The organism is Amycolatopsis sp. lyj-112 (assembly GCF_046549055.1).
Classification (GTDB): domain Bacteria; phylum Actinomycetota; class Actinomycetes; order Mycobacteriales; family Pseudonocardiaceae; genus Amycolatopsis.
Genome location: NZ_JAJPWS010000005.1, coordinates 362,341 through 383,598, shown reverse-complemented (window position 1 = coordinate 383,598; position 21,258 = coordinate 362,341). Strand labels below are relative to the sequence as shown.

Genomic DNA, 21,258 nt, shown 5'->3' with positions numbered 1-21,258 from the left:
GCGTCCGTTCGAGTGACAAAGCGTTCGTCTGTTCGTCCCCCGTTGAGGGGAAATGGTGCCTACGGTGTGTAAGTTCCTTGTGGTGCTTCTGGTAATGATGTGACGTCAGTGGCACAGTGAGCTCGTTGTTCATGATCAGGAGGTGGGCGGATCGTGCGTGGTGAAACCGGGTCCGGGACCAGCGCCCGCCGTGGCGTGACCGTCGGGGCGTTCTGCCTCGCCCTGTTGCTGGGGGTGACGGGTACGGGTCTGGCGGTACCGCCGCCTCCGCCGAACCCCAGCGATTCGGAAATCGACTCGAGCAAGTCCGAGGCGAATACCAAGGCCGGCGACGTCGGCAGGCTCACGAACCAGCTCGCCCAGGCCGAGTCGAAGCTCTCTCAGCTCAACGACGACGTCGAGCTGAAAATGGAAGAGGCCAACAAGGCCAGGGTCGACTCGGAGACCGCGCAGGACGCCGCCGCGCAGGCCGACCGCGAGGCGCAGGCCGCGCGTACCGAATCCGACGCCGCGCAGGGCGCCATCGACAAGGCGCGCACGGATCTCGACAAGTTCGCCGCCGCCAGCTTCCAGCAGGGCAGCACGATCGGTTCGGTGTCGGCGTACCTCACCGCGGACAGCCCCAAGGAACTGCTCGGCCGCGCCCAGATGCTCGACGCCGTCGGCGGTAGCAGGCTGAACGCGCTCGACACGATGAAGCGCGCGCAGACGGAGAAGTCCAACAAGGACTCCACCGCGCGCAAGGCGCTGGAGATCGCGCAGGAGCGCAAGCGCGAAGCCGAGGCGGCCAAACACGAGGCCGACAACGCCCAGAGCGCCGCCCAGCACGCGCAGGACACCCAGGCCGTGCAGAACGACGCGCTGTCGGCCGACAAGACGAAGGTCGAGAAGCAGCTCTTCGAAGCGCAGCAGAAGGTCAGCGGTCTCCAGGGACAGCGCCAGCGCTACGAAGACTGGAAGGCGCAGAAGGCCCGTGAGGACGAGGAACGCGCTCGCCAGGCCGCGCTCGCCGCGTCGAAGCCCAGCCAGGGTGGCGGTGGCCGCCCGTCCGGCAGGCCCGTCCAGTCCGCCCCCGCCGGGGCGAGCGTCGAGGCCGTCGTCGCGAGGGCGCTGGCGCAGCTGGGACTTCCGTACGCGTGGGGCGGCGGCAACACCTCCGGCCCGACTCGCGGTATTCGCGACGGCGGCACGGCGGACCGCTACGGCGACTACAAGAAGATCGGTTTCGACTGCTCCGGGCTGATGATCTACGCGTTCGCCGGGGTGCGTGCGCTGCCGCACTACAGCGGCTACCAGTACAACGCCGGGCGGAAGGTGCCGCTCTCGCAGATGCGGCGGGGCGACATGCTCTTCTGGGGCGGGAGCGCCCGGGGCATCCACCACGTCGCGATGTACCTCGGCAACGGCCAGATGGTCGAAGCGCCGCAGTCCGGTCTGCGGGTGCGGATCGCGCCGGTACGCTACGGCGGCATCATGCCTTACGTGGCCCGGCTGATCGGCTAGGCGTGGTCTACGCGGGGATCGTGCTGGCGGGCGGTGCCGCCCGCAGGCTGTCCGGAGTGGACAAACCCGCGCTCCCCGTCGGTGGGAAACCGTTGCTGGCACGGGCTTTGGCCGCGTTGACCGAGGCGGACCCGGTGATCGTCGTCGGCCCCGAACGGCCCGGTTTCGGCGACGTCCGGTGGACGCGGGAGACCGAGCCCGGAACCGGCCCGGTGGCCGCGCTCGCGGCAGGCCTCGCGTTGGTGGACACGGAGATCGTCGTCGTTCTCGCCGGTGATCTCGCCGGCGTCCGGAAGTCCACTGTGGACAGGCTGGTGGCCGCGCTCGGTTCCGCTTCCGGTGCGGTTCTGGTCGACGCCGGGGGAGTGCGGCAGTGGCTTCTCGGCGCTTGGCGGACGGAAGCGTTGCGCGGCGCCTTGCCGGAGACAGTGGAGAACGCGTCGCTGCGGCGGACCTTGGGCGGCCTGGACATCGTGGAAGTGCCCGAGGAACCGGGCGAGAGCGACGACATCGACACGCCCGAGGACCTCGACCGGTTTTCGTGAGTGTGAAGTCTCCCTACAGCAGTGCGGCGGCGAGTGCGGCGTAGGCGCCGCCGCCGACGAGGAGGCCGACAAGGGTCCCGACCGAGACTTCGGCGGTGGTGTGGTCCTTGAGTTCGACGCGGGACCAGCAGACCCAGGCGACGCCGAGGAGCAGGAGCGCGGCCCAGGGGTTGTAGACCTGGACGAGGACGGCGACGGCCCCGGCGGCGACTGCCGCGTGCATGCTGACCTTGAACCTGGCTCCGAACGTGATCGCGACGCAGATGACCAGGCAGAGGAGTTCGGCGGCCGTGAGCGCGATCAGTTCGCCGGGTGCGTCGCCGATGATGAGGATGCCGAAGCCGACGGCGAGGAAGCCGATGCAGGCGGCGAAGGGGATCACTCGGGCGGCCCGGTCGGTGACGTGGTGGCTGTCCCACTGGCCTTTCCTGGCTCCGCGGACGATGACCGCCATCGGCAGGATCGAGCCGAAGACGCCGGTGACCAGGCCCCAGAGCAGTGTTTCGCCAAGGTGCTGGCCGGTGACCTGCCAGGCGACCGCGAGCGGGAGCAGGAGTACCCAGACCCAGGGAGCGAGCACTTCGGTGGCGATGCGGGCTGATCGCTGCCGGGCGCTCGCGGAGGTGGTTTCGGCGGGCACGGTCGACATGGGGCGGCTGCTCCTTCGTGGGCGGTATTTCCCGGCGCGACCGGGAACGTCCCGAGGCGGTTCGACATCATAAGCCGGTGAGCGACCTGGCTTCGGACGGATACGAGTCGGACGTCCTGCGTGACGGCGAAGGGTTCATCGAGGATTTCGACACTTGGTCGGCCCTGCTCGCGCTGGAGGACCTGGTCGACACGGCGCTGGGCCATCCGGAGATCGCCTCCGGGCTCCGCAGGGAGGGACTGCGCGGCGACCACGCCCGGAAAGCCGTGCTCTCCAGTGTTTCCGCGCTCGCGAGGATCCGGATGGAACGCGAGCGGCCGGGCGTGGTCTTCGAGCGCGCCCGGGGCTTTCTGATCAGGCGAGTGAGCCTGCGGGAAGTGGGCTGGCTGGTCATCACGGGGGCCTTGCTGGTGGGCTACCTGAGAGTCCTGCAGCTGTCGTGGGCGGCGATGCCCCTGGCCTTCCAGGTGGTCGGCGTGCTCGGTCTCGGCGGCGTGCTCGGGATGGCCGTCCAGATCATCGGCCGCCGGGTGCCCGGCCTGTTCGTCACCGAGGGCTGGCAGCACGCGGGAGAGTGGGCGCATCCCGAGTTGATCGGGCTCGGTGACCGGCGGGATTTCGCGCTGCGCGAGATCGTCCTGCCCGAACTGCGCGACTATCTCCGGGACCACCGGCGGACCCGCGACCGGGTGACCCTGGTGTTCGAGGAACCGGACGAGACCGCCGATCTCGAAGCGGGTCTCGTCCGGACGGCGGCGGTGAAGCGGCTGCGGCGGATCGTCGACCGGGCGGAGTCGGTGGCCGTCGCGCTGGCAGGGCACCGGGGGACCGGCAAGACCACGTCGATCCGCTCGCTGGAACAGGGTCTGCTCAGCCGGTCGGATCAGGCCGCCCCGCTGGTCGTCGTCGCCTCGGCGCCCGCCGCCTACGAGGCCAGGGACTTCGTGCTGCACCTGCACGCGCTGCTGTGCAAGGCGGTGTTGGCGAAGGTCTCGACCGGGCAGGCGGCGGTGACCGGCCGGACGCGACGGCGACGCGCGCTGGGCAGGGCTCTCCGGAATGCAGTCTCGTTCGTGGTGGTTCTGAGCGTCGTCGCGGCGATCGTCTGGCTCCTGTGGGGCGGGACGCCGCTACAAGCGGGTAAGGACCTCCTCGCGTTCGCGTCCGACGTGGCCACCGGACGGATGACGCCCCAGGAGTTGTGGACGGGGCAGCCGGTGCGGCGGCTCATCGTCGTCGGCCTCCTGGTCTTGTTCCTGCTGCGCCTGGTGTTCGGCGTGCTGGCCGCCTGCGTCTCGGCCGTGCGGTGGACGGTGAACCGGCGGCGGGACACCAGGCTGGCCGGTCTCCGGCGCCTCACCGAACAGCAACTGGACCGGATCCGGTTCCTGCAGACCTACACGACCGGATGGTCCGGAAAGCTGAGCATGCCGCTGAAGGGTGAGGCCGGCCGGACCTGGTCGACGCAGCGCGCCGAGCAGCAACTCACGCACCCCGAGGTCGTCGACAAGTTCCGCGAGTTCGCCGAACTGGCCGCGTGGCGGCTGAGGGCGGAGAAGGTCGCGGGGCGCGTCGTGATCGCGATCGACGAGCTGGACAAGATCGGGGAACCCGAGAAGGCCCACCAGTTCATCAACGACGTCAAGGGCGTCTTCGACGTGCCGGGGTGCCTCTTCTTCGTCTCCGTGTCGGATGACGCGGTGCTCGGATTCGAACAACGCGGTCTCGGTGTTCGCGACGCCTTCGACAGCGCGTTCTCGGAGATGGTGCGGCTCGAACCATTCACTTTGGACGAAAGCAGGCTTTGGATCGCCTTGCGGCTACGGGGAATCTCCGAACAGTTCTGCTACCTGGCGCACTGCCTGTCGGGCGGGCTGCCCCGTGATCTCAAACGATGTGTCGTCGAGATGGTCGATCTCGCGAACGAGGTCTACCAGCCGTCGCTCGAGGTCATCACGCGCAGCCTGGTCGCCGGAGAACTGGCGGGCAAGACCCGGGCCTTCACGGCCACGGCGGTCACCCTGGAGCGGTCGCCGGAACTGGTCGCACTGACCACGGACCTGCTGTCGATCCCGGGCACGGGCACGCCGGGAGAACTGGCCGAACTCGCCGGACGGCTGGTTCTCGACGACAGCGAGGCCACCGCGCCGATCAGCGATCTGCGGTGGCACAGCGGCTGTTTCGTGCTGTTCTGTGCCACGGTGCTGGAACTCTTCGACGACGCTCTCACCGGTGACCGGCTGAACCCCGGGCTGCACCGGCTCGCCGTCGTCCGGCAGCGGATGGCGATGCACCCGCGGCAGGCCTGGGACGACCTGGTGGAGTTCCGGAAGGACCGGGGCCTGGCCGAGTAGGCGAGGCCCACCCGCGGTGTCTGGAGGCGAAAGCGGCGATGGGGACGTGCACACGCTGACTCACGAGTCCGCGCCATGCGATACCGCGGCCGGGCTCCACACCCGTGTCGTCCATCTGAACACGCTCGCCGTCCGCCGGGACACGTGTGTCGTCTCTCCAGCCACGCGAAACCGCCGCCTGCGCACCGGCCAGCAGCCCCGCCAACGCCAAGCAAGCGGGATCACAAACTCGCCCGACGTAGGTACCTCAAACACTCGCGGCCCAAACGACTCCGAATCACTCACGACAACCCGGCCCGACCTCGCGTGACCTGTGGCGCCGCGGCCAGGCCACGAACGCTCGTCTCCTCCGAAAACTCCCACCGTCCGCAACGTGACACCCTGGCAGGCGGACCTCTCGACGTCCGCGGGCTTCGTCCGGGAACTGAAGGGGACCTTCCCGGCGTCTCACGCGGCGAAGGGCGCTTTCCTGGCATGTCATGCAGGGAAAGTCCCCTTCACAGCGGTCATACCGGTGATCCGGTTGGCTACCGTCACGAACGACTGTGTCGCCGAGCACTACGGTCACAGCCGGACGCAAGTACGCAAGCGGGGAACACAGGAGGCACGAGTGACCGAGCCCGGCTACGCCGACGGCGCGCAGCAGCAGCCCGGAACGCCGGCGCGGGACGCCCAGTTGCTGGAGCGGACCGTGTTCGAGGTCAAGCGGATCATCGTCGGCCAGGACAGGCTGGTCGAGCGGATGCTGGTCGGTCTGCTGGCCAGAGGCCACCTTCTGCTGGAAGGTGTCCCCGGTGTCGCGAAGACCCTCGCCGTGGAGACCTTCGCGCGGGTGGTCGGCGGTTCGTTCTCGCGCGTGCAGTTCACCCCGGACCTGGTCCCCGCAGACATCCTCGGCACCCGGATCTACCGTCAGGGCGCCGAGCGGTTCGACGTCGAACTCGGCCCGGTGGTGGCGAACTTCGTGCTCGCCGACGAGATCAACCGCGCGCCCGCGAAGGTGCAGTCGGCGATGCTCGAGGTGATGGCCGAGCGGCACGTGACGATCGGCGGCCAGACCTTCCCGATGCCCGACCCGTTCCTCGTGCTCGCCACGCAGAACCCGATCGAGAACGAGGGTGTGTACCCGCTGCCCGAGGCGCAGCGCGACCGGTTCCTGTTCAAGATCCTCGTCGAGTACCCGACCGCCGAAGAAGAGCGGGAGATCATCTACCGGATGGGCGTCACGCCGCCCACCCCGCAAGAGGTGCTGAGCCCGGGCGAGCTGGTCCGCCTGCAGGGCGTGGCTTCGCAGGTCTTCGTGCACCACGCGCTGGTCGATTACGTCGTCCGCCTGGTGCTCACCACCCGTACCCCGAACGACCACGGTCTCGCCGACGTCGCGGGCTGGGTGTCCTATGGTGCTTCGCCGCGTGCCAGCCTCGGCATCATCGCCGCCTCGCGGGCGCTCGCGCTGGTCCGCGGCCGTGACTACGTGCTGCCGCAGGACGTAGTCGATGTCGTCCCCGACGCGCTGCGCCACCGGCTCGTGCTGTCCTACGACGCGCTGGCCGACGGTGTCCCCATCGAGCACATCATCACGCGGGTGCTGCAGACCGTGCCGTTGCCGCAGGTCTCCGCCCGTCCGCAGGGCGGGACCGGGCAGGGCGGTCCTGTCCCCGCCGGCGCACCGGTCAGGTAAGGAACGAGCGTGAAGAACGAGAAGGGCGAACGTCCTTCGTGGGCCCCGCCGGTACTTCGCGGAGAGCGGATGGAGGCGGGGCTGCGCACGCTCGAACTCGACGTGCGCCGCCGCCTCGACGGTCTGCTGCAGGGCAATCATCTCGGGCTGGTGCCCGGGCCGGGTTCGGAACCGGGCGAGGCCCGGCCGTACCAGCCCGGTGACGACGTGCGCCGGATGGACTGGGCGGTCACCGCGCGGACGACGAGCCCGCATATCCGGGAGACCGTCGCCGATCGTGAACTGGAGACGTGGCTGGTGGCGGACCTGTCCGCGAGCCTCGACTTCGGCACGGCGCTGTGCGAGAAGCGCGACCTGGTCGTCTGCGCGACGGCCGCGGTCGCCCACCTGACCGGTGGCGGCGGCAACCGGATCGGCGCGCTCGTCTCGAACGGGGCGGGCAGCATCACGCGGATCCCGGCGCGCGGCGGGCTTCCGCACGCCCGCGGCCTGGTCCGCAAGGTCGCCGAGACACCGCGTGCCGAGGACGGTGTCCGCGGGGATCTCGCCGCGGCACTGGAAAAGCTGCGCCGTCCGCCGCGCCGTCGCGGGCTCGCCGTCGTGGTCTCCGACTTCCTCGGCGACACGGAATGGCAGCGCCCGCTGCGCGCGCTCGGCGGGCATCACGACCTCATCGCCGTCGAAGTCGTCGACCCGCGCGACATCGACCTGCCCGACGTGGGCACCGTCGTGCTGGCCGACCCGGAGACAGGGAGGCAGCGCGAAGTGCACGCTTCGGCCTTGCTGCGCAAGGAATTCGGCGCCGCGGCGCACGCACATCGGCAGGACGTCGCGGGCGCGCTGCGCCGAGCCGGTGCCGCGCATCTGGTGCTGCGCACCGACTCGGACTGGATCGCGGACATGGTCCGGTTCGTGGTGGCCCGGAAGCGCCGCTGGTCCGGTGGCGTCGCATGAGCCTGACCGGATTTGCTTCGCCGTGGTGGTTCCTGCTGCTGCTGGCGGTCGTCGGGGTGGCCGTCGGCTACGTGCTCACCCAGCGCGCCCGGCGCAAGCGCACCATGCGGTTCGCCAACCTGGAACTGCTGGAGAAGGTCGCGCCGAAGAGCCAGGGGTGGGTGCGGCACGTGCCCGCCATCCTCATCGTGGCATCGCTGCTGGTGCTCACCGTCGCGCTCGCCGGGCCGACCGCGGAACAGAAGGTGCCGCGTAACCGGGCGACCGTTGTTCTCGTGGTCGACACCTCGCTGTCGATGGAGGCGACCGACGTCGCCCCGACGCGGCTGAAGGCGGCGCAGGAGGCCGCGCGGTCGTTCGCGCAGAACATGACGCCGGGGGTGAACCTCGGGCTGATCTCGTTCGCCGGGACGGCGACCGTGCTGGTCGCGCCGACCACCGACCGCGGTGGCGTGGTGAAGGCCATCGACAACCTGAAACTGGCGCAGTCGACCGCGACCGGTGAAGGGATCTTCGCTGCGCTGCAGTCGGTCGAGAGCTTCTCGGCGATCGTCGGCGGCGCCGAGGGGCCGCCGCCCGCGCGCATCGTGCTGATGAGTGACGGGAAGCAGACGGTCCCCGACGACCTGTACGCACCGCGAGGCGGCTACACGGCCGCGCAGGCCGCGAAGCAGGCGCAGGTGCCGATCTCGTCGATCTCGTTCGGGACCACGCACGGCTCGGTCGACATCGACGGCAAGGCCCAAGAGGTCAAGGTCGACGACGAGTCGCTGAAGGAGATCGCGCGGCTTTCCGGCGGCGACTTCTACAAGGCGGCGAGCGCCGACGAGCTGAAACGCGTGTACGGGGACCTCGGCGAACAGATCGGCTACGAGCTGAAGGACGCCGACGCGAGCCGGCCCTGGGTCATCATCGGGACGCTGATCTTGATGATCGGTGCCGCCGCTTCGCTCTTCCTGGGGCAACGCCTGCCATAACCCCGGTCACCCCAGTGCTATGAACGACTCGTTACTTGCAAAATTTGCAAGTAACGAGTCGTTCATAGCATCTGGAGGGGCACGTCAGGGAGCCGCGAAGCCGTTCTGCCGCCAAGCCTCGTAAACGCTGATCGCCGCCGTGTTGGCCAGGTTCAGTGAGCGGCTCGTCGGCAGCATCGGCAGCCGCACCCGGTCGGTCACCTGCTCGGCGTCCTGCACCTCGGCGGGCAGCCCGGCTGACTCCGGCCCGAACATCAGTACGTCACCGGGCTCATAGGCGACGTCGGTGTGCCGCCGCGTCGCGGAAGCGCTGAACGCGAAGACCCGCGCGGGGAGCAGCGCGGCCCAGGCCGCGTCGAGGTCCGTGTGGACGTGGACCCGTGCCAGGTCGTGGTAGTCGAGGCCGGCCCGCCGCAGCTGCTTGTCCTCCAAGGTGAAGCCGAGCGGCTCCACGAGGTGCAGTTCGCAGCCGGTATTCGCGGTCAAACGGATCGCGTTGCCCGTGTTGGGCGGGATTTCGGGGCGGTAGAACAGGATGCGGAACACGAGGGTTGATCGTCTTTCGTTCACGGGCGCGTCGCCTGGGGTCGGCCGGGAGGCCATGAAGCCGGACGAGCATGAGGCCCGCCCGTGACCATCCCACCACAGGAGGGCTTCATGCCTTCGCTCCCTCACCCCCTGTCGCGGCGTCGCTTCCTCGGAGTCGGATCCGCCGGCGCGGCCGCCGTCCTGCTGGGGACCGGTGCCTGGAACGCCGCCGGTGCGATGCCGCTCGCTCGCGGCGCCGGAAACCCGTTCACGCTCGGCGTCGCGTCGGGTGATCCGTTGCCCGGCGGCGTCGTGTTGTGGACCCGGCTCGCGCCGCGGCCCTACGACGCCGACGGCTTCGGCGGAATGCCGCGCAAGCCGGTACGGGTCGAGTACGAGGTCGCGCTCGACGAGCGATTCCGCGGCGTGATCCGCCGGGGTTCGGTCGTCGCCACCCCTGAACTCGGCCACTCCGTGCACCCCGAGATCCACGGTCTCGCCCCGGACCACCAGTACTTCTACCGGTTCCGCACGGGTGACGAGATCTCGCCGGTCGGACGCACCCGCACCGCCCCGATCGCCTGGTCGTCGCCGCGTGAGCTGAACTTCGCGTTCGCGTCCTGCCAGAGCTGGGAGGCCGGGCACTTCACCGCCTACGACCATATGGCGGCCGAAGACCTCGACCTCGTCGTGCACCTGGGCGACTACCTCTACGAAAGCGGTGTCACCGGTGTCGGGCGTGGCACGCCGGTGGGGGCGCAGTTCAAGGGCGAGACCTTCGACCTGGCGCGCTACCGGCTGCAGTACGCGCTCTACAAGTCCGAAGCGCCGCTGATGGCCGCGCACGCCGCCTTCCCGTGGATCCACGTCAACGACGACCACGAGGTCGAGAACAACTGGGCGGGTGACATCTCGCAGATCGACACCGAGCCCGACCAGGACCGCGCGGTGTTCCGGCAGCGGCGTGCCCAGGCCTTCCAGGCGATGTACGAGCACCTGCCGTACCGCATCGCCCAGCTGCCGAAGGGCCCGGACGCCCGGCTGCACCGGCGGCTCGGCTACGGCACGCTGGCCGACTTCACCATGCTCGACACCCGCCAGTACCGCGACGACCAGCCGTGCGGAGACGGGCAGTCGGCCGGCTGCACCGACCGGCTCGACAAGGACCGCACCCTGCTCGGCGCGGAGCAGCGGCGATGGCTGCTCGACGGCTTCTCCCGGTCCCACGCGCGGTGGCAGATTCTCGGCAACCAGGCGCCGATGGGCCAGACCGACACCGACGCGGGCGACGCGACGAACGTCTACCTCGACCCGTGGGACGGCTACGTCGCCGACCGCGACCGCGTGCTTTCGGCGGCGCAGGACCGGGGTGTGCGGAACCTGGTGGTCATCACCGGCGACCGGCACCAGAACTACGCCTGGGACCTCAAGCGGGACTTCGGCGACCCGGGTTCGGCCACGGTGGCGAGCGAGTTCGTCGGGACGTCGATCACCAGCGGTGGCAACGGCGCCGACATGACACCGGCCGGCGAGAACCTGCTCAAGGCCAACCCGCATATGAAGTTCTTCAACAACCAGCGCGGCTACGTCCGGGTCAACATCAACCGGCAGCGCTGGCGGAGCGACTTCCGGGTGGTGCCGTTCGTGAACACGCCCGGCGCGCCGGTCAGCACGCGGGCCAGCTACGTCGTCGAGGACCGCCGCCCCGGCGTTCAGTCCGCCTGAACCGAAAGGAAGGCGGCGTACGCCTCGCGCACGGACGCGGGTGGCGCCGCCTTCCTGAGCGTCTTCGGATCGACGAAGACGTAGCGGTTGGTCGCCTCCAGGCACACCTTGCCGTCACGGCTGATCTCGAAGTCGATGATCATCGACGTCGTGCCGAAGTGGTTCAGGAACGCCGCCACGACGAGTTCGTCGTCGTAGCGGCAGGGCGAGCGATAGCGGAGGTTCGATTCGGCGACCACGAGGTCGGCACCATGGGCCAAGGCCTCTTCGTGGGAGCCGAAAAGGGCTCTCTCGATCTCGAAGGTGGCCATGTCGACGTAGGCGAGGTAGTTGGCGTTGAACACGATGCCCTGCCCGTCACATTCGTGATAGCGCACACGCAGCGGCATTTCGACGATCGGCTTCCGTGGCTCGGTCACCCCGCCAACCTAGTGGTCGCGCGTGAAGGACTCCTTCCCTCGGCTCAGCCGAGGGAAGGAGTCCTTCACGCGCTTGCCTACTCGATGAAGTCGATGTTCGGATGCCGCGGCGACTCGCCGTCGAACATGTGCTTGTCTCGTCCGCGGAGGTGCAGGTCGAAGAACGCGCCGATGTAGTCCCGTTGTGCGGCCAGCGAACGACGGGGATCGATGGTCCCGATGACCGCCTCACGCTTCTCCGGCGCCACGCGCGAACCCAGCTGCGGCACGACGATCTGCAGATCGCTGTAGGCCATGTGCGTGCTGCCGCCGCGCAGGAGCAGGTCCCGCTTCCAGCCCCGCTGGTTCGCCCAGAAGTCCGCCCAGCTGCGGTCGAATCCGGGCTGACGGTGCGTGTGTTCGAGCGGCTTCCCGTTCTCGTCGACCCCTTCCGCGCCCATCAGCAGGAACGGCCGGTCCAGGCCGCGTTTCGTGACTTCACCCGGCACGTAAGGACTGCCCGGGGGATAGCCGAACGCGGTCGCCATCGCGCCGTCCAGGTTGATCCCGGCGTCGACCCGGCGGTCGTGGACCATCGTCTCGCCCGCGGTGAACCCGCCGTAGGAGTGCCCGTAGGCGCCGACCCGGGACAGGTCGAGCGACCAGCCGAGCCCGCGGGGGAGCGCCCGCTTCTCCGCGTCCGGGTTCTCGCCCCGGGTGATCTTCGTGAGCTGGTCGAGGACGAACCGGCTGTCGGCGACCCGGGCGTCGAGCGCCTTCTTCATGTACTCGGGGCCTTCTCCCGGCGGTGTGGCGAGTTCCAGCCGCCCGCCGGGGAACTCGACCGCCGCGCTCTCGTAGGTGTGCGAGAGCGAGACGACCACGTAGCCGCGGCTCGCCAGATCGTCGACGATCGCCGTGTACGTCTCCCGGGGGCCGCCGAACCCGGGGGAGAAGAGCGCGACCGGCTTCGGCGCTCCGTGCGCGACGGGAATGCCGATTTCGGCCTTCCGCTTCGCCGATGCCCAGTCGATGGAGCCGGCCGGGAGGCCGAGGTAGTCCTCGCCCGCCAGCGCCTGGTCGATGACGGTGCTCATCCCGGGCGTGAGCCACGGTGCCCGCGGGCCTTCGGCGAACCGGTCCGCCGGGTAGGTGACGGTGACCATGAGTTCTCGGCGCCGTTCCGGTTTCCACGGATCGGGGCGGGACGGGTCGACGAGGTGGAGGTCGGTGGTGCCGACGTCGTAGTGGCCGGTGAGGGCCGGAGCGGTGAGTTTGGCCTGCTCCGCCGCGATGGCGGGAGCGGTCGCGGTGAGCCCGCCCGCGAGCGCGAGGCCCGCGACGAGCGCCGAACCCCGCACCACCCTGGTGTGTCTCGATGACACTGCTGGAATCCTTCCGGATCGGGGCGGCCGGGTGGGCCGCCTGCTTCCGACCTTGGCAGCGCCCCGGTACTACGCGCATCCGTCTGGAGAGGGAGGCTCGGTCACCCGTGCAGGGCACGGTAGGCCGACGCGGCCCCGGGGTGCAGCGGTACTTCGCCCGTCCCGATCAGCGTCCGGACGTCGAGGAACTGCGTTCCCACCGCGGGTGCGGGGACGAGATCGGCGGCGTGTCCGGCCAGCACCCGCGCCACGGCGGCCGCGACGTCGTCGGGCAGGGAAGGCGCCGCCAGCAGGAGGTTCGCGACGCCGATCGTGCGCAGCTCGCCGACCCCTTGATAGGCCTGCGCCGGGACCTGGACCTGGTCGTACACCGGGCCGTAGCCCGCCCGCAGCGCCGGCAGGTGGGCGTCGAGCGGGAGGAGGGTGATCGCGGTGGTGCGGTTCAGTTCCGTCAGTGCGGGCGTGGGGATCCCGCCGGACCAGAGCAGCGCGTCGACCTCGTGCGCCACCAGCGCGTTGATCGCCTCCCCGAGCAGAAGGTTCTCGGCGCGCACGGGAACTTCGGCCCGGGCGAACAGCCGGGTGCTGAACACCGCCACGCCGGACCCGTTCGCGCCCATCGCGACCGGCCGCCCGGCGAGATCCGCGAGCGACCGCACGCCGCCGTCCGCCCGCACCACGAGCTGGTGGTAGTTCTCGTAGACCCGGCCGATGGCGGAGAACGTCATCGGCACGGAGAACGGATCCGTTCCCGTCAACGCGGATTCGGCGACGTCACCGAGGACGAGCCCGAGATCGGCCCGCCCATCCCGGAGCCGGCGCAGATTCTCGACGCTGGCCTCGGTCGCGACGGCCGTCGCGCGCAGCCGCGGTTCGGCCCGGTTCAGCTGGTCGGCGAGCAGTTCCGCGAACGCGAGGTAGAAACCGCCGTTCTCGCCCGCCGCGATGGTGACTTCCCGTTCGGGGCCTTGATAGCCGGACGTCGAGCAGCCCGCGAGGGTGGCGAGCCCGGCGAGGATCGCGGTGCGCCTGGTGACGGTCATGGCGTGCTCCCCGCGAGCGAAAGTTCGACCCGGACTTCGAGCCCGTGCGGTTCCGCTTGGCGCAGCTCGAATTTCCCGCCCCGGGCGAGCACGTACTGGCTGGCGATCGCCAGCCCCAGTCCCGTTCCGCGCGGCGCGCCGTCACCCCCGGCCCGCCAGAAGCGTTCCGTTGCGCGCTCACGGTCCTCTGTGGACAGTCCGGGACCGTTGTCGGACACGATGACCGTGGCCGTCTCGGCCCCGGTCTCGTAGTCGGTGGTGATGGTCGCGCCGCGTCCGGCGTAGTGCACCGCGTTGTCCAGCAACACATCCAGCACCTGGGCGAGATCGCTTTCCGAGCAGCGCACGGTCACCGGCGCGTGGTGGCCTTCCGACGCAGCCAGGCTGACGCCCGCGTCGTCGGCCGACGGGCGCCACGCGTCGACCCTTTCCGCGAGCACGGAAGGAAGATCGCAGGGTTCGTCGTCGTCGGCTTCGCCGGCGGCAAGCCGGGTCGCCGCACTTTCGGCGAGCGCCAGCGCGAGCAGCCCGTCGAGCAGCGACTCGAGCCGTTCGACTTCGGCGACGGTCGCCCGATAGGTCCGCTGGCCTTCGCCGTCGATCCGCGCGGCGAGCGAGTCGACCCGCAACCTCAAGGCGGCCATGGGATTCCGCAACTGGTGCGACGCGTCCGCGACGAGCCGCCGCTGTTGCTCGGACGCTTCGACGACGGCATCGGACATCCGGTTGAACGACGTCGCGAGCGAGCGCAGTTCCCGGGGACCGGCCCGGTCGGGAACCTCCGCGCGGTGCCCCTCGGTCACGGCCTGCACGCCGGTCTCCAGTTCGTGCAGCGGACGCACCATCCACCGGGCCAGCAGGACGGCGAGCAGCACGAACACCGCCGCCACCAGCACCGCGCCCGCGACGATCGCGGCCCAGCGGGCGGCGACGTCGGCCGCCGCCGTGGTCACCGACGCCCGCAGCACGACGACCCCGGCCACGCGCGTCCCGGTACCGACCGGCCGGGCGAAGTACACCGGATCCGCCGACCACGGGCTCAGCTGTTCGGGGCTTTTGGCGGGCTGGTTCCGCAGCGCCGCCTCGACCAGCGACCGCACCACCGGCTCCGCGGCCGTCATCCCGCCGGTCTCCACCAACGGCACCCCGCGCGCGTCGACCACCACCACGGCCTCGCTGTATAACGACGAATACCGCGCGGCGTCGACGGCCATCGCGCTCGCGTCGGTGGATTCCACGGCCTGCTGGGCGAGGACGACGAACCGGTCGACGTCGGCGGTGCGGGCGATCACGAGCTGCTGGGTCCGCTGGGCCGCGGTCGAGCCGAACAGGGGGATCGCGAACGCGGCGACCACGGTCAGCGCGAGCGCGACCAGGACGACCAGCAGCCGGGTGCGCACCGGTCAGTCCCGGCCGAGGCGGTAGCCGAAACCCCGGATCGTGGTCAGCAGCCCCGGCCGGTCGAGTTTCGCGCGCAGCTGGGTCAGGTGCACGTCGAGCGACCGGGAGACGGCGAGGTACGCGTCGCCCCAGACCTCGTCCATCAGCTGCTGGCGGCTCACCGCGGTGCCCGGACGCGCGGCGAGCACGGCCAGTACCGCGAATTCCTTGGTGGTGAGCCCGATGTCGTGCCCGTCGACGAGCACACGCCGCGCGCCGAGGTCGATCTCGACGTCCTCGACGCGGACGACGTCGTCCTGGGGCGCGGCCGAGGCGGCGGCGCGGCGCACGACCGCGTCCATCCTCGCCAGCAGTTCGGCGAGGCGGACCGGTTTGGTCAGGTAGTCGTCGGCGCCCAGCCGCAGCCCGCGCACCACCGACCGCTCGTCTCCGCGTGCGGTGAGGACCAGCACCGGCACCGGCGAGACCTGCCGCACCTTCCGGAGGACGTCGAGCCCGTCCATGTCGGGCAGGCCGAGATCCAGCAGGATGACGTCGGCGTCGCGGTGCCGGTTCAGCGCGTCGCTGCCCCGGATCACGTGGGAGACGGTGTGGCCGCGCGCCTGCAGCGTTTCGGCGAGCGCGTCGGCGACGCCGGCGTCGTCTTCGACGAGCAGCACCCGCACGGCCACACCTTCCCGCCTAGCCTTCGCGGCTGGACACCGGCTCGGGCTGGGCCTCGTGCTTCCGGTCCAGTTCCGAGGTCTTCGAAGTCTCCCGCATTGTGCCGTACACGATCAGCGACACCAGGACACAGCCCGCGACATAGAAGAAGAACACCGATTCGTGTCCGGCGCTCTTCAGCGCCTGCGCGATGAGCTCGGCGGTGCCACCGAAGATCGCCACCGTGAGCGCGTAGGGGAGACCGACGCCGATCGCGCGGATCTTCGTCGGGAAGAGCTCGGCCTTCACGATCGCGTTGATCGAGGTGTACCCGGTGACGATCACCAGACCACCCAGCATCAGCAGGAAGGCGAGCACCGGCTCCTGGGTCCCGCCCATCAGGGTCATGATCGGGACGGTCAGCAGCGTGCCGGCGATGCCGAAGAACATCAGCAGCGGGCGGCGGCCGATGCGGTCGGAGAGCTTGCCCGCGAACGGCTGCAGGATCGCGGCGACGAGGATCGCGGAGAACAGGATCAGCGTGACCGTCCGGCGCGGGATGCCGGCCGTGTTCTCCATGAACTTCTGGCTGTAGGTGGCGAAGGTGTAGAACGACACCGTGCCACCGAGGGTGAGGCCGACGACGAGCGCGATCTCCTTGGGGTACTTCATCAGCGCGCGCAGCGTGCCCTTCTCGCCCGCGTCCTTGCCCGTACCGCTCGCCTTGGCCTCTTCGAAACTCGCCGACTCGTCCATCCCGCGACGCAGGAACATCACGACGACCGCGGCGAGCGCGCCGACGGCGAACGCGATCCGCCAGCCCCACGAGGTCAGCTGGGCCTCGGTGAGGATGGCCTGCAGCAGCAGCTGGAGGCCGAGCGCCAGCAGCTGGCCGCCGTACAGCGTCACGTACTGGAAGCTGGAGTAGAAGCCGCGTTTGCCCGGAGTGGCCACTTCGGACAGATAGGTGGCCGACGTCGAATACTCGCCGCCGACCGACAGGCCCTGGATGAGCCGGGCCACCAGAAGCAGGATCGGCGCAGCGATCCCGATCGAGGCGTAGGTCGGGGTGAGCGCGATCATCAGCGACCCGGCCGCCATCAACGTGACGGAAAGCACGAGTGCGCTGCGTCGCCCGAACCGGTCGGCGAAACGGCCCAGCATCCAGCCGCCGAGCGGACGCATGAGGAACCCGACCGCGAACACCGCCGCCGTGCCGAGGAAGGCCGCCGTCGTGTCCTTCGTGGGGAAGAAGGACTTGGCGAAGTACGTGGTGAAGGCGGCGTAGGCGTACCAGTCGTACCACTCGACCAGGTTGCCGATCGAGCCGCGCAGCACGTTGCCGACGACTCGTTTCTCGCTTACGGGCGGCGAAGCCTCGCCGATCCGGGTTGTCATCTTTGACCTCCTGTGTTCCGGCTCACGGTGGACAATCGGCGTCGGCCGGGCAAGGTCTTCGCCCGCTTCCTAACATCCGCTTAGGACGGTCGCGGTTACCCGGAGGTAGGGGTGGCGCGACTCTGGCGTGTACCGGGTGAGCCGATAACCTCAGTGCGTCAGCGGGACGAAGACGAGGCGAGGAGAGCTCTGTGGGACGGTCGGTACTGGTCACCGGCGGCAACCGCGGTATCGGTTTGGCGATCGCGAAGGACCTCGCGGCGCAGGGACACAAGGTCGCGATCACGCACCGTGGTTCCGGCGCGCCCGAAGGCCTCTTCGGGGTGCAGGCCGATGTCACGGACGCCGAGCAGATCGACGCCGCCTTCAAGCTCGTCGAGGAGCACCAGGGCCCTGTCGAGGTCCTCGTGGCGAACGCCGGGATGACCGACGACACGCTCCTCATGCGGATGAGCGAGGAACAGTTCACCCGCGTGATCGACGCCAACCTCACCGGCGCCTACCGGGTCGCCAAGCGTGCCTCCCGCGGCATGCTGCGCGGCAAGTGGGGGCGCTACATCTTCATCTCGTCCGTCGTCGGCCTCACCGGCTCCGCGGGCCAGGTCAACTACGCGGCGAGCAAGGCCGGTCTGGTCGGCCTCGCCCGGTCGCTGGCCCGTGAGCTGGGCTCGCGCAACATCACTTCGAACATCATCGCCCCCGGGTTCGTCGCCACGGACATGACCGACGAACTCGGCGAGGACCGCAAGAAGGAGATCCTCGCCCAGATTCCCTCCGGCCGGTACGCCGAGCCGTCGGAGATCGCCGCCGCCGTCCGCTACCTCGCTTCCGAAGAGGCCGGTTACGTCAACGGCGCGGTGCTGCCGGTCGACGGCGGCCTCGGCATGGGCCACTGACGTCCCCGTTTTCCCTTACTGCTCATCACATTCGGACTGGAGGTCCCGTGCCAGGACTGCTCGAAGGCAAGCGCCTGCTGATCACCGGCGTCATCACCGACGCCTCGCTCGCGTTCCACGCGGCCAAGATCGCGCAGCAGGAGGGCGCGAAGGTCGTGCTCACCGGCTTCGGCAGGCTGTCGCTCGTCGAGCGCATCGCCAAGCGTCTCCCCGAAGAGGCGCCCGTGCTGGAGCTCGACGTCACCAACCAGGAGCACCTGGACTCGCTCGCCGACCGCGTGCGTGAGCACGTCGACGGGCTCGACGGGGTGCTGCACTCGATCGGGTTCGCCCCGGCGTCCTGCCTCGGCGCGCCTTTCCTCGACGCCCCGAGCGACGACGTGAAGGTGGCCGTCGACGTCTCGGCGTTCTCCTTCAAGTCCCTCGCCGTGGCGACGCTTCCCCTGCTGGGGCGCGGTTCGTCGATCGTCGGCATGGACTTCGACGCGCGCGTCGCGTGGCCCGCCTACAACTGGATGGGCGTGGCGAAGGCGGCGCTGGAGTCGGTCAACCGGTACCTGGCCCGTGACCTGGGCCCGCAGGGCATCCGGGTCAACCTGGTCAGCGCCGGCCCGATGAAGACGATGGCCGCGAGGTCGATCCCCGGCTTCTCGGACCTCGAAGACGGCTGGGGCGGCCGCGCGCCGCTCGGCTGGGACAGCTCCGACCCGGACCCGACCGCGAAGTCGGTCTGTGCCCTGCTCTCGGACTGGCTGCCCGCCACCACCGGCTCGATGATCATGGTCGACGGCGGTCTGCACGCCACCGGCTTCTGAGTTCTTCCTGCGCGTGAAGGCCCCCTTCCCCCGGCTCAGCCGAGGGAAGGGGGCCTTCACGCGCATCAGGGGTCAGGGGAGGACGGCGTTCGCGACGTGCCAGGAGTCCTCTAGCAGCAGGTACTTGGTGATCAGGCCGTTGTCGTTCACCTCGAACTGGATGGTGAAGGCCGAGTCGATCACCTTGCCGGTGCCGCGGATGGTCGAGCGCAGACGCCCGATCGCGACGGCGTGCGGCCCGTCGGCGAGGACGCGTTCGATGTCGAACCGGTCCTTGATGAGGCCCTTGTCGAGCAGGTCGTAGAACTCGCGGATGTCCGCGCGGGTACGGCGTGGGCCGATCCACGGGACGAGGTCGGTCGCGCCGGGGATGTCCCACGCGACGTCGTCGGCGAAGAGCTCTGTGGCACCGTCGGTGTCCCCTGTGGACATTCGGCGGAAGAATTCCGTGAGGGTGTCCCGGGTTCGTTCGGACATGATTCTCCTTACTGGGTAACGGGTTCGTGAAGCAGGCGGGTGTTGTCGGTGCGCTGGACGCCGGCGGCGAAGGTGAGCGCGAGCACGGTGGCGACGCCGAGCCCGACGCTCACCCACGCGACGCTCGGGTAACCGAGACCGGCGTCGATCGACTCGCCGCCGAGCCACGGACCGACGGTGTTGCCGACGTTGAACGCGGCCGTCGTGCTCGCGCCGACGAGCGTGGGAGCGTTGCCCGCCACGGCGAAGGCGCGCACGTTCAAGGCGGGATTGACGCCGAAGCCGGCGACGCCGAACAGGAAGACGGCGAAGATCGCGACCGGCGTTTCCGGACCTGAGAGCGCGAGCAGTACGAGGGCGAGCAAGGCGATGCCGAGACCGCCGTAGAGGGTCGCGAACGGTTTCGCGTCGGCGAGTCGCCCGCCGGCCGTGATCCCGATCAAGGCGCCGAGACCGAAGACGGAGAGCACGCCCGGGACCCAGGCTTCGGACAGGCCGCTGACTTCGGTCAGCAGCGGTGCCAGATAGCTGAAGGTCGCGAAGATCATGGCCTGGGCGAGGGCGATCACGCCGAGCGCGAGCCAGAACCGGCCGCCGCGGTAGATCCGCAATTCCGTTGCCACATCGGGCTTGTCGCCCCTGCCCTGGGTTTCCGGAACCAGCGCGAAGACGCCGATCAACGCGATGACGGTCAGCGCGGTCACCGCCCAGAACGCCGCGCGCCAGCCCGCGTGCTGCCCGAGGAAGGTTCCGGCGGGCACTCCGGCGATGTTCGCGACGGTGAGACCTCCGACCAGGATGGCCAGCGCACGGCCACGGCGTTCCACCGGAACCAGCGCGACCGCGGTGGCCGCCGCGACGGCCCAGAACCCGGCGCAGGCGACGGCGCTGACGATGCGGGTCGCGAAGAGCAGGGCGTACCCCGAACCCAGCGCGCCCACGACGTGCGAGAGCCCGAAGACGACGAGCAGCGCCATCAACGTCGCGCGCCTGGGCACACGGAGGGTGGCTATCGCGAGCAGGGGAGCGCCGACGACCATGCCGATCGCGAAGGCGGAGATGAGCAGCCCGGCCTCCGGGATACCGACGTTCAGATCGGCCGCCATCCCCGGGAGCAGGCCGGTGATCATGAACTCGGACGTGCCGAGCGCGAACACGCTCAAGCCGAGTACGCAGACTGCCAAAGGCACGGGATTTCCCTCCAGTTTTGTATCGATCGGTCCAAAATGTGGTCAGCGATGAGCCCTTGGGCTTGCGAAAAGTTCGGTTACCGGGTGGCTATCGCGTCGAGTGCGATGGCGGCGACCGCCTTCATGGCCGCGGGTCCTGCGCCGCGCCGCGACATCAGCCGGAGCCCGGCGACGGTGCTGTGCGCGAACTCGGCGATGTCGGCCGGTTCGCGCGAGCCGTCGACCGTCCCGTCCCGTTGGCCCTCGGCGGCGCAGGCCGCGAGAAGGGTGAGATGTCGTCCTGTGTCGGCGTCGATCCGCGCCTTGATCTCGGGGTCTCGTTCGCCGAACTCGGCCACGGTGTTGACCACGAGGCAGCCGCGCCCGTGGTGCTCGACCTCTTCGTCGATGGTGTACGAGAACAGGCCGCGGAACCGGTCGATGCCGGTCCCGGCCTCGTCCAGCAAGGCCGTCCTGGCCTGGATGCCACGCTCGGCGTAGTGGTCGAGCGCGCGCATGAACAGTTCGTGCTTGCTGGTGAAGGTGTTGTAGATGCTGCTGCGGCCCAGGCCGGTGGCTTCGCAGAGGGCCTGGGTCGACGTGCCCTCGTAGCCGCGCACCCAGAAAGCGTCCATGGCGCGCCCGATCGCGGCGCGCTCGTCGAATTCCTTCGGCCTGGCCATGGGGGCGACCGTACCAGGTTTTGGATCGATCAGTT

20 protein-coding genes are annotated in these 21,258 nt (G+C 69.7%); 9 read left to right on the top strand and 11 right to left on the bottom strand.

The window, feature by feature from the left end:
* The first annotated feature begins 153 nt into the window (after positions 1 to 153).
* Complete coding sequence (locus ACLJRL_RS20370) at positions 154 to 1,503, top strand: NlpC/P60 family protein (RefSeq protein ID WP_410657807.1); 1,350 nt, start codon at positions 154 to 156, stop codon at positions 1,501 to 1,503.
* Between the two features lie 2 nt (positions 1,504 to 1,505).
* Positions 1,506 to 2,048: a molybdenum cofactor guanylyltransferase gene (locus ACLJRL_RS20365; protein WP_410657806.1), complete on the top strand. Its 543-nt coding sequence runs from the start codon at positions 1,506 to 1,508 to the stop codon at positions 2,046 to 2,048.
* Between the two features lie 13 nt (positions 2,049 to 2,061).
* Here ACLJRL_RS20365 and ACLJRL_RS20360 read toward each other — a convergent pair whose 3' ends face one another.
* Entirely contained in the window at positions 2,062 to 2,697 is a 636-nt protein-coding gene (locus ACLJRL_RS20360) for a hypothetical protein (RefSeq protein WP_410657805.1), read from the bottom strand.
* Positions 2,698 to 2,774: 77 nt separating this feature from the next.
* Here ACLJRL_RS20360 and ACLJRL_RS20355 point away from each other — a divergent pair, with 77 nt between their 5' ends.
* The 4 genes from ACLJRL_RS20355 to ACLJRL_RS20340 all read left to right on the top strand — a co-directional run bounded on the left by ACLJRL_RS20355 (position 2,775) and on the right by ACLJRL_RS20340 (position 8,663).
* The gene (locus ACLJRL_RS20355; RefSeq protein WP_410657804.1) at positions 2,775 to 5,051 is read left to right on the top strand and encodes a hypothetical protein; all 2,277 of its coding nucleotides are present in this window, start codon (positions 2,775 to 2,777) and stop codon (positions 5,049 to 5,051) included.
* 610 nt (positions 5,052 to 5,661) lie between these two features.
* Positions 5,662 to 6,732, top strand: a complete 1,071-nt coding sequence (locus ACLJRL_RS20350) for an AAA family ATPase (RefSeq protein ID WP_410657803.1) — start codon at positions 5,662 to 5,664, stop codon at positions 6,730 to 6,732.
* A gap of 69 nt (positions 6,733 to 6,801) precedes the next feature.
* Complete coding sequence (locus ACLJRL_RS20345) at positions 6,802 to 7,686, top strand: DUF58 domain-containing protein (RefSeq protein WP_410657938.1); 885 nt, start codon at positions 6,802 to 6,804, stop codon at positions 7,684 to 7,686.
* Positions 7,683 to 8,663 (top strand): VWA domain-containing protein, encoded by a 981-nt coding sequence (locus ACLJRL_RS20340; RefSeq protein ID WP_410657802.1) that lies wholly within the window; start codon positions 7,683 to 7,685, stop codon positions 8,661 to 8,663. Before ACLJRL_RS20345 ends, ACLJRL_RS20340 begins: the two co-directional genes overlap by 4 nt.
* Positions 8,664 to 8,747: 84 nt before the next feature.
* On the opposite strand, the gene ACLJRL_RS20335 is transcribed toward ACLJRL_RS20340, so the two are convergent.
* Positions 8,748 to 9,209, bottom strand: coding sequence for a tRNA (cytidine(34)-2'-O)-methyltransferase (locus tag ACLJRL_RS20335; RefSeq protein WP_410657801.1), 462 nt, complete (start codon positions 9,207 to 9,209; stop codon positions 8,748 to 8,750).
* A gap of 111 nt (positions 9,210 to 9,320) precedes the next feature.
* Here ACLJRL_RS20335 and ACLJRL_RS20330 point away from each other — a divergent pair, with 111 nt between their 5' ends.
* Positions 9,321 to 10,916: an alkaline phosphatase D family protein gene (locus ACLJRL_RS20330; protein ID WP_410657800.1), complete on the top strand. Its 1,596-nt coding sequence runs from the start codon at positions 9,321 to 9,323 to the stop codon at positions 10,914 to 10,916.
* Here the strand turns inward: ACLJRL_RS20330 and ACLJRL_RS20325 are convergent.
* From ACLJRL_RS20325 to ACLJRL_RS20300, 6 genes are all read right to left on the bottom strand, one after another.
* Complete coding sequence (locus ACLJRL_RS20325) at positions 10,904 to 11,335, bottom strand: acyl-CoA thioesterase (protein ID WP_410657799.1); 432 nt, start codon at positions 11,333 to 11,335, stop codon at positions 10,904 to 10,906. The two genes, ACLJRL_RS20330 and ACLJRL_RS20325, sit on opposite strands and share 13 nt — an antisense overlap.
* A gap of 77 nt (positions 11,336 to 11,412) precedes the next feature.
* On the bottom strand, positions 11,413 to 12,699 hold the full coding sequence (locus ACLJRL_RS20320; protein ID WP_410657798.1) for an alpha/beta hydrolase family protein: 1,287 nt from the start codon (positions 12,697 to 12,699) through the stop codon (positions 11,413 to 11,415).
* Between the two features lie 101 nt (positions 12,700 to 12,800).
* Entirely contained in the window at positions 12,801 to 13,742 is a 942-nt protein-coding gene (locus ACLJRL_RS20315; RefSeq protein WP_410657797.1) for a TAXI family TRAP transporter solute-binding subunit, read from the bottom strand.
* Positions 13,739 to 15,142, bottom strand: coding sequence for a sensor histidine kinase (locus tag ACLJRL_RS20310; protein WP_410657796.1), 1,404 nt, complete (start codon positions 15,140 to 15,142; stop codon positions 13,739 to 13,741). The genes ACLJRL_RS20315 and ACLJRL_RS20310 overlap by 4 nt, the downstream gene beginning before the upstream one ends.
* 3 nt (positions 15,143 to 15,145) lie before the next feature.
* Entirely contained in the window at positions 15,146 to 15,808 is a 663-nt protein-coding gene (locus ACLJRL_RS20305) for a response regulator transcription factor (RefSeq protein WP_410657795.1), read from the bottom strand.
* A gap of 16 nt (positions 15,809 to 15,824) precedes the next feature.
* Entirely contained in the window at positions 15,825 to 17,183 is a 1,359-nt protein-coding gene (locus ACLJRL_RS20300; protein ID WP_410657794.1) for an MFS transporter, read from the bottom strand.
* A gap of 191 nt (positions 17,184 to 17,374) precedes the next feature.
* Here ACLJRL_RS20300 and fabG point away from each other — a divergent pair, with 191 nt between their 5' ends.
* Entirely contained in the window at positions 17,375 to 18,079 is a 705-nt protein-coding gene (fabG, locus tag ACLJRL_RS20295) for a 3-oxoacyl-ACP reductase FabG (RefSeq protein ID WP_410657793.1), read from the top strand.
* 47 nt (positions 18,080 to 18,126) lie between these two features.
* Entirely contained in the window at positions 18,127 to 18,894 is a 768-nt protein-coding gene (fabI, locus tag ACLJRL_RS20290) for an enoyl-ACP reductase FabI (RefSeq protein WP_410657792.1), read from the top strand.
* Between the two features lie 72 nt (positions 18,895 to 18,966).
* On the opposite strand, the gene ACLJRL_RS20285 is transcribed toward fabI, so the two are convergent.
* The 3 genes from ACLJRL_RS20285 to ACLJRL_RS20275 form a co-directional block, all read right to left on the bottom strand.
* Complete coding sequence (locus ACLJRL_RS20285) at positions 18,967 to 19,371, bottom strand: nuclear transport factor 2 family protein (RefSeq protein ID WP_410657791.1); 405 nt, start codon at positions 19,369 to 19,371, stop codon at positions 18,967 to 18,969.
* A gap of 8 nt (positions 19,372 to 19,379) precedes the next feature.
* Complete coding sequence (locus ACLJRL_RS20280) at positions 19,380 to 20,561, bottom strand: Cmx/CmrA family chloramphenicol efflux MFS transporter (RefSeq protein WP_410657790.1); 1,182 nt, start codon at positions 20,559 to 20,561, stop codon at positions 19,380 to 19,382.
* Positions 20,562 to 20,638: 77 nt separating this feature from the next.
* Entirely contained in the window at positions 20,639 to 21,223 is a 585-nt protein-coding gene (locus tag ACLJRL_RS20275) for a TetR/AcrR family transcriptional regulator (protein WP_410657789.1), read from the bottom strand.
* Positions 21,224 to 21,258: the final 35 nt, after the last annotated feature.